The organism is Roseovarius gaetbuli, assembly GCF_900172365.1.
Classification (GTDB): domain Bacteria; phylum Pseudomonadota; class Alphaproteobacteria; order Rhodobacterales; family Rhodobacteraceae; genus Roseovarius; species Roseovarius gaetbuli.
In genome coordinates this window covers 37,176-52,293 of the sequence record NZ_FWFJ01000027.1, presented here as the reverse complement: position 1 = coordinate 52,293, position 15,118 = coordinate 37,176, and the positions used below count along the sequence as shown (strand labels likewise).

The window sequence follows — 15,118 nt, the reverse complement described above, 5'->3', positions numbered from 1 at the left end:
CCGAATAACCCTCAAAAATCCCATGTCTACCACTCCAATAGCCCCCAGCTGAATCAAGCAGGGGTAAGGTTGCACATGGGTCAATTCTCAATGACAATTTCTGCAGTTGCCGGGTCAGTTCTCAGTGACAATCAACATCATAAACGCCTAAATCGGATACATCGTCTAGTCTACGTCTCCGAAACCAATGCAGACCAAATTGCACCAAAACAAGCAAAAATGTCCCCCATATGTCCCCCCAAATATAATAAGGGCACATGCGAGTGGAGGAAATTTCCGCTAAGTTATTGATTTTAAATGGAGGCGAGTACCGGAATCGAACCGGTGTACACGGATTTGCAATCCGCTGCATCACACAGAAATTAAACAACTTTTACGTAAACACCCCCTATTTGTTCACGACGAACAATCAAAGGCTTATGGCTCAAGTGTAAACGATTGGCGCGATGCAGAATGGTCCATCGCTGAACCACAGCCTTGGTTAACAAAAACGCTAACTTCTCCAGAAAACCCTGACGACGAACGCACCCGTTTTTGTCTGCACCCTCTGCGCGATCTATGAAACCCACCTCCCACTGCCTGCAACGCCATGATTTGCATATCAAATATAATGATCAAGACGGCAACATAAGTGGGTTGCCCAGGGAATTTGGGATTGTGCTGAAAATCTTTCCATGTCTCGACATCTTCACTTTACGGGCTAACTCTGCGCTTATTTAAAAACCACACATAGAGCGGCAAGAATCGATTTAAGCAACAAAGTTCTTTGAGTATCCAAGAAGGAAATAATGCATAAAAGTAGAAAAAGGCAGGCAGATGCGACGCCTTATGCGGCGGCTCTTATAGAGGGCATGCGCGATTTCGGCTATACGCTAGAAACGGCCATGGCCGACATCATTGACAATTCGGTAACAGCAGGTGCGTCACGGGTTGAAGTTCTCGCCGAAACCACCTCGGACGACCCATGGATCGCTATAGTGGATGACGGCGTTGGCATGACGGAAGTCGAACTTGTCGATGCCATGAGGCCTGGCTCCAAGAACCCTCTGGATGAGCGGGAGGGGCACGATCTGGGGCGGTTTGGCTTGGGCCTTAAGAGTGCAAGTTTTTCCCAATGTCGTCTGCTGACGGTCATCTCTTGCAAGGAAGGGGCTATCTCAGGGGCCACTTGGGATCTCGACAAAGTGGCAGAAACCAATGTCTGGAGCGTCGAACTGGAAGATGACCTATCGGAAATGCCCGCTGCGGACAGGCTTCCAGAGACTGGGACGATCGTGCTTTGGAGGAAGCTCGACCGCCTCTCCACGAACTACCGACACGATTCTGTGAAAAGGTCAGGCGAAATTAACAAGGCTCTTTCTGGGGCGGAGCGACACCTTCGGCTGTGTTTCCACCGTTACATGGAAGGGAGCAGGCCGAAACTGCGCCTCTTGCTGAACGGCAGGCTGCTGTCTCCGATTGACCCTTTCGCCACGGAGCAAAAAGCCACCCAAGTTGATCCTGAAGAACGGCTTGCCTTGGCGCATGGCGAGGTAGTGACACAGTCGTTCACGCTGCCTCATCACAAGATGATTTCGAAATCCGCGTGGGATGAACTGGGTGGGTCTGAGGGGCATTTGCGTTCGCAAGGGTTCTACATCTATCGTGAGAAGCGGTTGATCATCGCCGGTAGCTGGCTCGGCCTTGCTCGTCAAACGGAGTTGACGAAGCTTTCTCGGGTCAGGGTCGATATTCCGAACACGATGGATGCTGACTGGAAGATAGATGTGCGCAAGGCATCCGCCCAGATGCCGCCTGTTGTGCGCGATAGGCTTCGAAAAATCGTTGAACGTCTGCAGGGCGCATCGAAGCGGACATACCAGCGACGAGGGCGCAAGCTTGTTGCGCAAGAGAACCTTCCTTTGTGGAGCAGGGTCCAGAAGGATGGGAGCATCATCTACCGCCCCAACACGGAACACCCTTCGATTTCAGGGTTCTCCGAAACCCTACCGGAGGAATTCCGGCACGGTTTCCGTGCTTGCATAAAATTGCTCGGCTCCGGCCTGCCGATCGCTGCCCTGCACGCAGACATGCTCGGCGCAGCAGAAAGCATCGCGTCCGACGAAACGGAATTTGCCGACCTCGCCGAAGCTGCAGAGACTGCAATTAGGGCACTCAGGGGCACGGGCATGTCAGGATCTGACGTGGTCCAGATTCTATGCTCAACCGAGCCGTTTGTGAACCACAAGGACGAGATTCGGCGATTCGTTGAAGATATGGAACAGGGAGAAACCTCGTGACTGTCCAACTCAAGCACCTTGATGACGTGGTGTCCCAATCCCTCGCTCATGACCGTAAGAGTGGAGATGATCTCCGGACCTTTATAGGCACGATGAACTCGGCTTTGAAGGTCAACGCGTCCCCGGAAGTGCTTGAGCAGCTCGCTCGCGATATCGAGGAGAGGTTTGGCATCACGATGGGTCTTGGAGCTATGGTCGATGATAGCAGTTTCCGCCCTTGGCTGGGAGAAGCGAAGTCCAAGCCGGAATTCCAGCCATACTACTGGGATCGCTACAAGAAGCTCCTTCACAAGAATGGCTTGCCTCAGGACGTCATCACGACCACCGACCAGGTCACAGACGGCATTCTCGAAAGGCTTGGCAACCCTGGGCTGGCGGAGAAGTGGGATCGCCGAGGCATGGTCGTGGGCCACGTCCAGAGCGGAAAGACCGCCAATTATACTGGACTGATCTGCAAGGCGGCAGATGCGGGCTATCGTCTCATCGTGGTGATCGCGGGCATTCACAATAACCTTCGCAATCAAACCCAAGAGCGGATCGACGAAGGCTTCATAGGCCGAGATACAGGGCGATTTGCAAATCAGGGCAAGAAGGGCAGCCGTGCGATCGGTGTCGGCCTCTTCGATGATCGTAATATTCCTGTAAGCCTCACGAATACTCTTGCCGATTTTCGCAAGGATACGGCCTCCACCAACACAAGCCAGATCGACTCCTACAAGGTGCCGGTCGTTCTAGTCATCAAGAAGAACCACAACACGCTAAGGAATCTTCTCGACTGGCTACGCGAGAATAGCGCGCGCGGCGACGATTTGATGATCGACCAGCCTATGCTGCTGATCGACGACGAGGCAGATAACGCCTCGATTAACACGAAATATACGAAGGAAGAAGTCACGAAGATCAATGGACAGATCCGCGATCTTCTGAACCTGTTTCACCGAAGTTGCTATGTCGGCTACACTGCCACGCCTTTCGCTAACATCTTCGTAGATCCCGACCAGTATGATGACGCGCTGAAGGAGGATCTTTTCCCAAAGCACTTTATCGTCGGGCTTGATGCTCCTACAAACTATTTCGGTGCGAGTAAGATATTCATCGACGGCAATCCGGACGAGGGTGATCCGATATGGCTCCGCTACATTGACGATAACGAGGACATTCTTCCGATCAAGCACCGGATTGATCAGGCCGTCGATGAGCTTCCCGACAGCTTGCAAGAAGCCTTGCGCGCATTTCTGATAGCAAGAACAATTCGCAACCTGCGAGGGCAGACGGCATCCCACTGTTCCATGCTTGTGAATGCGAGCCGGTTCACGGCAGTTCAGGGGCGTCTGCGCAATCGTCTGCACGAACACCTCACCGCCATCATAGACGCCCTCCGAGTAAACGGTTCACGTGGCCCGGACGGTCTTAATGATCCACAGATTGCAGCCCTGCGCGAGACATGGCAGCGAGAATACTCCGAAGCCGAGCCGGAATGGACGCGTGTGCAGGCTCTGATGCTCGAAGCGATCGCTGCCGCGAAGGTCGTCGAGGTTAACAGCCGTGCCAACGGGCTGGACTATTCCGGAGCCTCCAGTGTCGGACAAACGGTCATCGCCGTCGGTGGATTTTCCCTGTCCAGAGGACTGACGCTCGAAGGGCTGACGGTGACTTGGTTCCTGCGAAACACCATGATGTACGACACGCTCATGCAGATGGGGCGCTGGTTTGGCTATCGTGGTGGCTATGAGGATCTGTGCCGTATCTGGATGCCGTCCGAAGCGATCGACTGGTATGCACACATCGCCGAGGCCAGTGATGAATTGCACCTCGAACTGAAGAAAATGGAAAAGGCTAAGGCCACTCCAGCGGATTTTGGCCTTGCGGTCCGCAGTCATCCAGCCTCACTCTTGGTAACTGCAAGAAACAAGATGGGCTCCGGGCAGAAGCATATTCTGATCGGGCTATCGAATGCTTGGGTTGAAACGGCCAAGATCAGCGCAAAACCCAACGAAATCGATGCAAACGAAGCTGCTGCCCGGCAGCTTCTTGAAAAACTCTCCGATCACGCTCTGGATCAGGCAGGTGCAGATCGGGTTTCTGGCGGCCACCTTTTGCGCGATGTGCCTGTAGAGTTGATTGACCAGTTTCTCCTCGGCTGGCGCAACCACGAGCAGGCTTTTCTCACCCAGCCGGGACCCATCCGCACCTATATCCGAGATCGGCAGTACGACGAACTTAAGGACTGGGATGTACTCGTAACCGACGTCTCAGGTGATACAGACCCTTTAACGCTTGCCGGTTGGACCATAGGGCCGCAAATTCGGAAGATCGGATACAAGGATCTGCAGGATCATGTTCTCTCGATGAGCGGAAAGCGTGCGCGGATTGCCTCTCGAGGGGTCGAAAAGGTCGGTGTGGACCCCAAGAAGGCTAAGGAAGCTGAGACACAGTATCTCGCCGAGAAGAGGCTGGAAGGAAAACCGGAGGCGAGCCGTATTTCGTTTCCCGACAGGATCTATAGGCAGGTCCGTGACAAGCCTCTTTTCGTGCTCCATGTGGTCAAGGTGCGACCGCCCGAGGAGCAGAATTTGCCGCATCTCGACAGGATACCGGAAAAGCCAGTTATCGGCTGGAGCATCAGTTTGCCACCGTCTTCGAAGCCCAATGACCGCGTTGAATACATAATCAATACAGTGAAGTTCCGCGAGATATACGGTTCTGAAGAGGACGACGAAGGTGCGTGGGAAGATGACTGAAAAGCCATGGGAAAACCTGCCGGTGAGCGGTGCGAGGCGGGTCGACAGCAGGGGTCGGCACGACTTTTTTTGGGTCAGGATGCCAGACGACTCGCTTGGGCTGCTTCTTCAGCTGTCCGGCGAAATAGAGGAAGTCAGACCTCTTCCGAAGCTCAAGCACGTCGGGGCCTTTTATCGGATAGTCGACGGGCGTAACTGCTACTGCATTACCTTGGGCGAAAGATCCCAACTCGATCTGTTCGAGACCTTGTGCAGAGATGTTGTCAGTGCAGCAGAGCGGGTAGACGATCTGCAGGGCGCATTAGCGCGCGCAGTTCGCCGGACATTGAGGTGGCATCATCTAATGCGAGGCGGAATGCGCGGGCTCTCTATTGATGAGCAAAGGGGCCTTGTGGGCGAACTCGCTTTCCTCCGTACCCTTGTGGAGCATCTTGGCGCCCTGAAGGCTGTGGAGGCATGGAAAGGACCTGACAAGAGTGCGAAGGATTTTGAACTGCCGAGTCTCTTCTTCGAGATCAAGGCCCGGCGCAGCGCTGCCCATCCAAAGGTCCGCATCTCGTCGGAATCACAGCTAATGGACATCGAGGGAGCCCGGCTTTTCCTGCGGGTACAGGATGTGGATACTTCCATTGGGTCCGAAGGTGCAAATCTGAAACATCATGTGGACAGCACTGCAGTCCTGTTCGACGACGATATCATGGCGCTCGACATATGGGAACAATGCCTCGCGGCGACCCGCTATTCGCCAGAAACCGTCGAGGAGGAACGACGTTGGCAGTTGGGAGCCGTTCGAACTTTTGAGGTTCTCGAGGGCTTCCCCCGTATAATTCCACCGATACTGTCGGGGGTCGAGGATATCGGGTATTCTATCCGACTGGACGCGTGCGCGGATTTTGAGAGCAACGTGGATCTGAACACAATCCTATTCGAGGATCGCGCAAATGTCTAATCTCGAGGAATTTCATAACGGTTTCATTGCAGACATCCAAGGCGATGCTGATGCTCTGGGTCTGTACACGCAGGAGGCCTTCTTCGAGAAGGTCGGCGAAATCCTTACTGAGGCCGGCGAGATAGATCAATGTGATTACGCTTACTTCCAAGGAAAAGGGCGGCGCGGTGTCCAGCTGCAGGTCACCGGTTCCGGTGGAGACCCATCAAACAGTGACGGTGTTCTTTCGCTGCTTCTCTGCGACTTTCAGATGAGCGCGGATGTTCGCGTCACCCGGGGCGCAGATCTGAAGTCACAGATCAACAAGCTCGTGGAATTTCTCCGTCATGCTCTACGAGAGGAGTTTCGGGAGGAACTTGAGGAGACAAGCCTCGGGGCCGGCCTCGCTGATCTGATAAGCACCCGATGGAAGATCATCAATAAGATTAAGCTGATCTTTGTTACGAACTCTGACAATCGTGCGAAGGTCGACGCCATGCCTGCCGGCGAGATCGACGGAAAGCCGGTTACCTACAGCGTCTGGGACCTGAAACGCCTCCAGGCTTATGTGGAGCAAGGTAAGGCGCGGGCCGACCTGACCATCGACTTTGCTGGAGACTTCGGCGGTAGCATACCGGTTCTGAAGGCATCAGGGTCTGACGCGGCTCTGGACAGCTACATCGCGGTAATCCCGGGTGCGCAGCTTGCGCAAATTTACGACAAGTGGGGCGCACGTCTTCTTGAATCCAATGTTCGCAGTTTTCTTCAAGCAAAAGGCAATGTGAACAGGGGGATAAGAAAGACCATTGTCGAGGAGCCGCACATGTTCTTCGCCTATAACAATGGCATCGCCGCTACAGTGGAAGGCGTGGAGTTGGAGCGGACCGAGGATGGTCTTGTCATAAAATGTGCGGATAACCTTCAGATCGTCAATGGAGGGCAGACTACAGCGTCAATTCATGCAGCACAAAAAATGGCGGGTGAGGGTCTCAAGGACATCTTTGTACTGATGAAACTCAATGTTGTGCCCCCAATCCTTTCTGATAGCGTCGTTCCGCGCATCTCGGAATTCGCCAACAGTCAGAACAAGGTGAATGCGGCAGATTTCTTCGCCAACCATCCATTCCATGTGAAGATCGAGGAATTGTCACGGAAGATCCTCGCTCCGGCAGGTTCTGGTGGCTACCGCGAGACGAAGTGGTTTTATGAACGTGCGCGTGGTCAATACGCGGATGAACGCAGTCGTAAGACCGATGCTGAGAGAAAGAAGTGGGACGCAGAATTCCCTCGTAGTCAGTTTTTCACAAAGACGGATCTAGCCAAGTTCGAGAATTCTTGGGCAGGCAAACCCGATACCGTTTCACAGGGCGCTCAAAAGAATTTCGCCGCCTTTGCCCGCTCCATCGAGAAGGTCTGGGGCCGGAACGGCGACCGCATCAATGAGGCATGGTTTCGACACCTGATCTCGAAGGTAATCATCTTTCGAAAGCTGGAGAAGCTTGTATCGGCTCAGGAATGGTATGAAGGCGGCTACCGTGCCAACATAGTAACCTACGCGATTGCCAAGGTTGCATATGATGTCGAGAAGATGGGCCTCGTCGTTGATCTGAGCCGTGTGTGGCGCGTGCAGGCTGTACCAACGGTCTTGGAGGATGCACTGCTGGTTGCGGCCGCTGAGGCGCAGGATGTTATCACCAACCCGCCGGAAGGGGTCCGTAACATGAGCGAATGGGCCAAGAAACAGGCATGCTGGGAGCGTTTCCGGAACCGCGAGCTTTCCTATTCCGAAGAATTCGGCGATTTGCTTATCGAACCCGAGGAAGCGAAGGGGGAAGATGCCGAGGTCACGGGAGATGCAAATCTTACGAAAAGCGTTGAGGCTCAGACTAAGGTCTTTGAGCTTGGCGCAGATTTCTGGACCGAGGTGCGGAACTGGGGTAGGTCTCACAGACTTCTATCGCCATCCGAATACGGAGTGCTGGACGTATGTTCCAAGATGCCCGGTAGAATCCCTACCGAAAGGCAGACGACCTTTGCGCTCGAAATCCTTGCAAAGCTGGAGGAGCATGGTTTTAGAAAGGAATACGCAACGGCGACTGAATGAACTGCCGTCAACCCAAAAGCCTTTGAACAGCTTTGGCAATCTGCCAAGCGAGGTACGGAGGGACGGCGTTACCAACTTGGTGATACTGCTTGGTTCGAGGTCCGCAGAAGTAATAATTGTCTGGGAAGGTCTGTAGGCGGGCTGCTTCCCTGACGGTCAGCGATCGGCACTGCATAGGATCAGGATGTATAAAGTAATGGCCATCTTTTGATATGTGGCTGGTCACAGTGGTCGCGGGCCGGTCCGCCGCTTGGGTCCTGAAGCGGTCGGCGAAATCGCCCGAGTCACGGTTCCTGTGCCGTGGCTTTAGTTGTTCGGGGAACTCGGCGAGTTTAGGCGATTTACCGAGGCTACTAGTGAATGCCGCTGAGAACAGGTAGCGTCCGAGATCTTCGGGAATGTGTCCTCGGGTTTCGTGATGAACGGTTGCCTTCAAGCGAACATCCGGGAACCAGTTTCCCAGATGTTCAGGCATTCCGTTCGTCGCTTCCTTCCATCTGCTGGCACGCAGATGTGGCAGATCGTTGGTGCCTGCGACGGCGAAGGCGATTTCTCTTATCTGTGCCGGAACCTCTTCCAAGTTGGCTATTATGGATGCCTGCGCTTTAAGAGCGGTCTGCCAAGCCTCTGCACTGTCCCCCTTGCTCAGCCCGCTGCGCAGGGGCCAGAGGCCTGCCAAGACCTTACCAACAGGAACCAGTTTCTGCGGGAGACCAAGAATTGGTTCTTCAAATGTCCGCCCGCCGCAAAGATCTTTACGTATTCCAAGGATGATCACACGGTGGCGCGCCTGAGGTACACCGTGCTCCTCTGTACGGATAAGAAAGTCCCGGGCGGGTGCCCGACTACCATCGGCGGGTGCGGTCCGTGCCAACGGCAGGAGGCGATAGCCATCCCCTGCCGTCTCGAGATCTTCCAGCACCTTGCTAAAGATGCCTCCGCCGTCAACTTTGCTTGAAAGCATCCCTTTGACGTTTTCCATCACGAAGGCGGCAGGGCGTAAGCGGTCGAGTATTCGGACATACTCCCTATATAGGTAATGCCGATCATCTTGCTCAGGGATGTAGTCGGACTTACCCTTGTTTCTTGATCTGCCGACAAGAGAATAGGCCTGACACGGCGGGCCGCCGATCAGGATCGTGTCGCCGTGATGATCTTCCCGCACCCGGTCAAGTTCGAACGCGAGTTCCTCGAATACTCCATCTGCGCCCAGGACTCGTTGCCGCGCCTCCGAGAGAGCGGATTTCCAGTTGCCCGGATAGAGATCTGACCAGTCTGGCAGCGGACGGCCAGCATTGAGAGAGTCATAATACTCTTTCGGGAATGCATCGAACGATCGAAGAAACGCCCGCAAGCGCAGTGTGTGGATCGCGTGGTCGTCCATTTCGACTGACAGTCGAATCTTCATTGGTGTGTCAGCGTTGCGACCAGCTCTTGAAAAGCCTTCGCCAAGGCCTCCGGGACCCGCAAAAAGATCGACTATGGCAAATTCTTTCGACATGAGATCCCCGTTTCAGTCCTAGACTTGTACTAGGTTTGCCAGAGTGCGCCAGGTGGAAAATGGAGAGCGAACAGCTATATGTATATCATGGCAGATATTGTGGATCGACCGACCCGATCACGGATGATGGCCAGCATTCGTGGTTCTAATACAAAGCCCGAGCTTTTCCTAAGGAAGGCTTTGCATGCGCGAGGTTTCCGTTTCCGCATAAATGTGAGGAAGATGCCAGGGACACCCGATATCGTGCTGCGGAGATGGAACTGCATCATTCAGGTTCACGGATGCTTCTGGCATCGGCATCCGGGTTGCCCCAAGTCCACTATGCCTTCATCCAACGTGGATTTTTGGAATGCCAAGTTCACGGCGAACGTCCGCAGGGATGCCTTGGCATTACAGCAACTTCAAGAAATGGGGTGGCGGACGGCGGTAGTATGGGAGTGTGCAATTGGTAGGAAAGAGAATGAGGCGCTGATTGATGCACTCGAATTGTTCATTAGGGGGACGAAGGAAAAGCAATTCAAAATCTTTTCCACACGCGCTTCTGTCTGACGTCAGCGCCTGTGGAACAGATTTTAGAATTTGAACAACAGAGGATTTCTAGTTGATTAGATCGATTAGGAAATCGAGATGAATAAGAAGCCCGGACCAGACTGAGAATCGGCGCCTTCGCCGCCGCCGCCATTCTTCCATTCCAGCGACAAACTTATCCCGTAATATTTCATTGGCTACCCTGCGGCATTTCCTGATCGACTATCAGAGACCATTCCCGAATCTCGGTCCTATGTGCTTGCAGCCAGTCGAGCAGTCGCTCAGTCGTCCGGATAACCTGCACGATGGCATCGCGTTGCGCGTCGAAGTCTCCAAATTGGTCGACCTTCGGTGTTTCTGCCGAAATCATCAAACCCGACCTGCCGCCGGTCCTCCGGTTGAGCGCGCACCGAGGAATAACGGAGCTTCGCCAGTTAGTTTCTGTTCTCGGCAAAAGAGCTCGAGAACTTGCAGATGAATTGGAGTGACTTTCTGCTAGAAAAAGGCCCGCCCTCGTGTGCGGGCCTTTTTGAATTAAGGCTTTTTTACAAAAGGCTTCTAAAGCGAGGGTTCGAAACTACGTCGTTAATGGATTGCGCCAATGCGCGATTAAAGGCGTCGGCAGTATTGTTGCATGCCGCAATTGCAGAGAAGCTGGTTTTGAAATTGTAAACAGTTCTAACGTTGTAGCTTGAGCCTTTACTTGAAGCAACGTTCAGCCCGATAGTCCACTTTCCTCCAAAGGAGTCAGGCTTCAATTCTGTCAACTCTACAACAATTGGCGTCCCCCGCGCACTGTAGATGTTTCCGGCCAAAAATTCGGCTTGAAAAGCTTGCTTCACGGCCGTCGTAACGTCCTGACCACCGCCAATGTCGAGAGGGCCGGCAAGACGGCAGGTTGGGTTTACATCGACCCCATTGGTAGTTGCTACCGACCCAACAGATGCCCTTTCTCCTGTCGCTGCAACGCTTTGGAGCGCGATTGTATTTGCAGGACTATGAGCTACTCCCCATTAGTTGGACCGTATCTGGCGTAAATTAAGCTACTCTTTGCACCTCCTGATCGGGGTTGGTTGTTTCGTTTCTCTGCCAATAGACCACGGCAGGTGGCCTGCCGCCAAGCGAGGAATGCGGTCGCTTGTGATTGTAGAACTCGATCCACTTTCTGATGCCCGCCTTGGCCTCTGAACCGCTCTCCCAAGCATGCAGATAGACGCACTCGTATTTCAGAGACCGCCACAGTCGTTCGACAAAGATGTTGTCGAGAAAGCGCCCTTTGCCGTCCATCGAGATGCGCACGCCAGATCGCCGCAGCCGATCCGTCCATGCGAACGATGTGAACTGGCTTCCCTGATCCGTATTCATGATCTGTGGCAAACCAAATTTGTGGATGGCCTCGTTCAGGGCGTCGACGCAGAACTCCGCTTCCAGCGTGTTTGATATCCGCCACGCCAACACCTTGCGGGTGTGCCAGTCCATGATGGCAACCAAATACAGAAAGCCTCGTCGCATCGGTAGATAAGTGATGTCGGCGCACCAAACTTGGTTGGGCCGGTCCACGCGCAGCCCACGCAGCAGATAGGGGTAAATCTTATGGCCTTTCGCAGCCTTGCTGGTGTTGGGTTTCTGATAGATCGGCATGAGGCCCATCAGCCGCATCAAACGCCTGATCCGCTTTTCGTTCACCAGATGACCTTCATTGCGCAAATGCCATGTCATCTGACGCACTCCGTAAAACGGGGTCTCCAGGAACTGCTTGTCGATCAGCCGCATCAGATCGAGGTTCATCTCCGTCTCGCCTTTGGGCTCATAGTAAAACGACGACCGCGAGATCGACAGCAACGCACACTGCTTGCTGACTGACAGACCTGATAGGTTCGGCTCAATCATCCTGCGCCTCACTTGCCGGTCCAAGGTTTGAGCTTTCTGGCCAAAAAATCGTTGGCGACGGCCAACTCCCCGATCTTGGCGTGCAGGTCTTTGACCTGCTCTTCATCGACTTCCGGTGCTTTCCGGCTGCCCCGTTCGAAGACGCCTGATGCGCCTTCCAGCAAAGCCCGTTTCCATTGGTGGATCATCGTCGGATGAACCCCGAACCGACTGGCTAATTCGCTGACAGTTTCCTCGCCCTTCAATGCTTCTAACGCCACCTTGGCCTTAAACTCTGGGTGATGTTGCTTCCGTTTCGACATATCTGATCTCCTTCGTGTTGAAGATCAGCAGACTACAAATCGCAGCTTACGTCAGTGTCCGATTTTCGGGGGGTAGCTCACTACTTTGATACTGCTGCGTGGTGTATGTATCACAGCCCGCCAAGACCAATCCGGCGGCTGCAAGTGAAAAAATCTGGCGTTTCATAAGTTCTCCTAAAAAATTAAGTATGGGTTGTGTGCTCCCAGTAAATTGGCTTTGCAAGCCAATGCGGTCGATTCAAGGTCTCTACGCACCGATGTATCGATAGGTCAATGCGTGATTGAAGAAGGTGCGCGCCTTTTTACTTACGGTTGCTCTAGGTGTTCGGCCTGTATGCTGCAAGCTGGTCGAATATTTAGGACCACATCTAAGGTTCACATGGTTGTTCGAGGTAATCATTCCGTTTTTTTTTTGCCGATCAGAAATGGACAAACCTTTTTGTTTTCAATATTTTTTTGGAGCAAGACGCGCATAATGAACCCCTTGCATTAAAGAGTCCAAGTTTTGTGCCACACAAAGAGCATGTTTTAGGATGTTTTTCGGCTGATTTCTTGTCCACAGCCTCCTTAGCTCTCTCATTTTTTTCATTAAGTTCACGCTGATGAATTTCGAATTCGGTTTTCAGCCGCCTTACCCGATGTTTGATATAAGCTGCGCGAGTTTTCCCCTCATCGCCCGCACCCTCTTCAATAGAGCGGGCTCGAGCTGCAGGATCTATTTTATTGCTTTCGATCTCCTCCCAAACGATGCGGTAGAGCTCGTCCTCAACAAGGCGATCCTCCAATCCAAATATGCGAGAGCGCATCTTTTCAAAGTTCATGGGTTTTCACCAAATTTGGGCAACATGCCAAAGTAAAACACATTCAATGGCAGGGCCATATGGTTTCTGCTCACCATTTTTTGCCTCGCGTCCCGAGCAACTGCTGCGAGGCATCGGCCAAAAAATCCCGTTCCACCACAAGCTGGCCAATCTCTGAATGCAACTTGTCGACTTCGGCCGCGCTTACCTGTTCCGGGGCTGCACCTCGGCGCGTGAATGCCGTTGCCATGTTCTCTATCGCCGCGCGTTTCCACATGCCAATCTGAGTTGGATGAACGCTGTATTTCTTCGACAGCTCCGCCAACGTCATCTCCTCGCGGATCGCCTCAAGCGCAACACGGGCTTTGAATTCGGGTGAATGGTTTTTACGTTTCTTCATGCTGGATCACTTCTTTTGTCATGCGATCCACCTTAACAACTGGTCCGAATTTCCGCGACGACCTTTGTTTGCGTGCAGCCTATCCACACAATTCAGGATGGAAAAGGCGTTTCGTTGCGCGGCTACTCTCTCCCCCCTCCGGCGGTGCATCTTGGTTTGCATCCGGCTCGCCCAATTGGACTGTGCCGAGACTGGCAGGTGAGGCCGCGACGCGGCGGATGCTGGCGTTGGTGTGAGGTGAGCGCGTCACTTGCAGCCTCACAGGCGAGCGGAGCTATGATCGGTGGATCGGTTAGCTGTCGGCTTGTAAATGTTAGAGACGTTGCCGATGTAATGATTGGGGATGGGCTTTGCCGCCGGTGGCGTTAGCGTTGTGTGCGTTAATGGGCAACCTTTACGACAATGCGTTGAAACACCTATCCATTTTCGTTAGAGGTGGTTCGGTTGATCTGAACAGGTTCTGGGCGTCTTTTAAGTGGTTTTCCGCCGTGGTTACGCCGCTACCGCTTCGGGCATCGGCTGGTTGAAGTAGGCCTGATTGGGGGTTCTTCCGTCAAGCGATGAATGCGGGCGACGGGTATTGTAGAAGGTCAGATACCGGCCAATCCCGGCGCGGGCCTCGGACACGCTGGCGTATGCCCGCAGGTAGACCTCCTCATATTTGATGCTCCGCCACAGACGCTCGATGAAGACGTTGTCGCGCCAAGCCCCCTTGCCATCCATGCTGATTTTGACCTCACGGGCGGCCAATACCTTGATGAAGTCGGTCGAGGTGAACTGGCTGCCCTGATCGGTGTTGAATATCTCGGGCGTGCCGTGTTTCGCCAACGCCTCTTCGACAGCTTCTATGCAAAAATCAGCCTCCAGCGTGATCGACACCCGCCATGCCAGGACACGCCGTGTGAACCAGTCCAGCACGGCAGCAAGGTAGATGAACCCACGCGCCATGGGGATATAGGTGATGTCCATCGCCCAGACCTGATTGGGGCGGGTGATTGGCAGCTTCCGGAGCAGATAGGGATAAATCTTGTGTCCCGGTGCCGGTTTCGAGGTGTTCGGCTTGCGGTAGAGCGCCTCAATTCCCATGCGTTTCATCAGCGTGGCAATGTGCAAGCGCCCGACCTTGAACCCTTCCTGAACCAGCAGTCCCCGCAGCATCCGGCTGCCCGCGAACGGGAATTCCATATGCAGCTTGTCGATCCGGTGCATCAGCTTCAGATCGGCATCCGACACCGGGCGGGGCTTGTAGTAGACACTGCCCCGGCTGATCCCCAGCATGATAGCTTGGCGACTGACGCTCAGCTTGGCGGTGGGATCGATCATTTTTTTGCGCTCGGCAACAGACCCGCCTTGCCGAGCGCGCCGGACAAAAAATCATTCTCCAGCGTCAGCTCTCCGATCTTTGCATGCAGGGTCTTCACGTCGATCACTGGTTCTGGCGCGGCCTTCGCAGCTTCGCCGAACACCCCCGTTGCGCCCTCAAGTAGTTGGTCCCTCCACTGCTTGATCTGGTTCGGGTGAACGTCGAAATCCTGCGCCAGCTCAATCAGCGTCTTCTCGCCCTTGATCGCAGCCACGGCCACTTTTGCTTTGAATGCCGGGCTGTGATTCCGGCGCGGTCGTTTTGTCATGGTCTTCTCCTCGC

At 53.9% G+C, this 15,118-nt stretch carries 12 protein-coding genes; 5 read left to right on the top strand and 7 right to left on the bottom strand.

Annotation, left to right across the window (positions count from 1 at the left end; all coding sequences use genetic code 11):
* Positions 1-788: 788 nt before the first annotated feature.
* From ROG8370_RS13375 to ROG8370_RS13360, 4 genes are read left to right on the top strand one after another with little or no spacing between them, the layout of a single operon-like run.
* Positions 789-2,279: an ATP-binding protein gene (locus tag ROG8370_RS13375; protein WP_085827688.1), complete on the top strand. Its 1,491-nt coding sequence runs from the start codon at positions 789-791 to the stop codon at positions 2,277-2,279.
* Positions 2,276-5,020: a Z1 domain-containing protein gene (locus ROG8370_RS13370; RefSeq protein ID WP_085827687.1), complete on the top strand. Its 2,745-nt coding sequence runs from the start codon at positions 2,276-2,278 to the stop codon at positions 5,018-5,020. Before ROG8370_RS13375 ends, ROG8370_RS13370 begins: the two co-directional genes overlap by 4 nt.
* The gene (locus ROG8370_RS13365) at positions 5,013-5,969 is read left to right on the top strand and encodes a PD-(D/E)XK motif protein (protein WP_085827686.1); all 957 of its coding nucleotides are present in this window, start codon (positions 5,013-5,015) and stop codon (positions 5,967-5,969) included. Before ROG8370_RS13370 ends, ROG8370_RS13365 begins: the two co-directional genes overlap by 8 nt.
* Positions 5,962-8,052: an AIPR family protein gene (locus ROG8370_RS13360; protein ID WP_085827685.1), complete on the top strand. Its 2,091-nt coding sequence runs from the start codon at positions 5,962-5,964 to the stop codon at positions 8,050-8,052. Before ROG8370_RS13365 ends, ROG8370_RS13360 begins: the two co-directional genes overlap by 8 nt.
* A gap of 7 nt (positions 8,053-8,059) precedes the next feature.
* On the opposite strand, the gene ROG8370_RS13355 is transcribed toward ROG8370_RS13360, so the two are convergent.
* Complete coding sequence (locus ROG8370_RS13355; protein ID WP_085827684.1) at positions 8,060-9,553, bottom strand: DNA cytosine methyltransferase; 1,494 nt, start codon at positions 9,551-9,553, stop codon at positions 8,060-8,062.
* Positions 9,554-9,631: 78 nt separating this feature from the next.
* Here ROG8370_RS13355 and ROG8370_RS13350 point away from each other — a divergent pair, with 78 nt between their 5' ends.
* Positions 9,632-10,102, top strand: a complete 471-nt coding sequence (locus tag ROG8370_RS13350; RefSeq protein WP_306372380.1) for a very short patch repair endonuclease — start codon at positions 9,632-9,634, stop codon at positions 10,100-10,102.
* A 169-nt stretch (positions 10,103-10,271) separates the two neighbouring features.
* Here ROG8370_RS13350 and ROG8370_RS13345 read toward each other — a convergent pair whose 3' ends face one another.
* From ROG8370_RS13345 to ROG8370_RS13320, 6 genes are all read right to left on the bottom strand, one after another.
* Complete coding sequence (locus ROG8370_RS13345; RefSeq protein ID WP_085827683.1) at positions 10,272-10,451, bottom strand: hypothetical protein; 180 nt, start codon at positions 10,449-10,451, stop codon at positions 10,272-10,274.
* 175 nt (positions 10,452-10,626) lie between these two features.
* Complete coding sequence (locus ROG8370_RS20600) at positions 10,627-10,923, bottom strand: hypothetical protein (RefSeq protein ID WP_170925242.1); 297 nt, start codon at positions 10,921-10,923, stop codon at positions 10,627-10,629.
* Between the two features lie 196 nt (positions 10,924-11,119).
* Positions 11,120-12,273 (bottom strand): IS3 family transposase gene (locus ROG8370_RS13340; protein ID WP_370738339.1). Its coding sequence is split into 2 segments (ribosomal slippage): positions 11,120-12,012 and positions 12,012-12,273, totalling 1,155 coding nucleotides; the frame shifts between segments, so codons are not numbered across the junction.
* A 419-nt stretch (positions 12,274-12,692) separates the two neighbouring features.
* Positions 12,693-13,094: a hypothetical protein gene (locus ROG8370_RS20190; protein ID WP_139838145.1), complete on the bottom strand. Its 402-nt coding sequence runs from the start codon at positions 13,092-13,094 to the stop codon at positions 12,693-12,695.
* Positions 13,095-13,164: 70 nt separating this feature from the next.
* Entirely contained in the window at positions 13,165-13,473 is a 309-nt protein-coding gene (locus ROG8370_RS20985) for a transposase (RefSeq protein ID WP_085827680.1), read from the bottom strand.
* A gap of 492 nt (positions 13,474-13,965) precedes the next feature.
* A protein-coding gene (locus ROG8370_RS13320; protein WP_245827370.1) for an IS3 family transposase occupies positions 13,966-15,104 on the bottom strand; the annotation gives its coding sequence in 2 pieces (ribosomal slippage) (positions 13,966-14,838 and positions 14,841-15,104; 1,137 coding nt in all).
* Between the last annotated feature and the right edge of the window lie 14 nt (positions 15,105-15,118).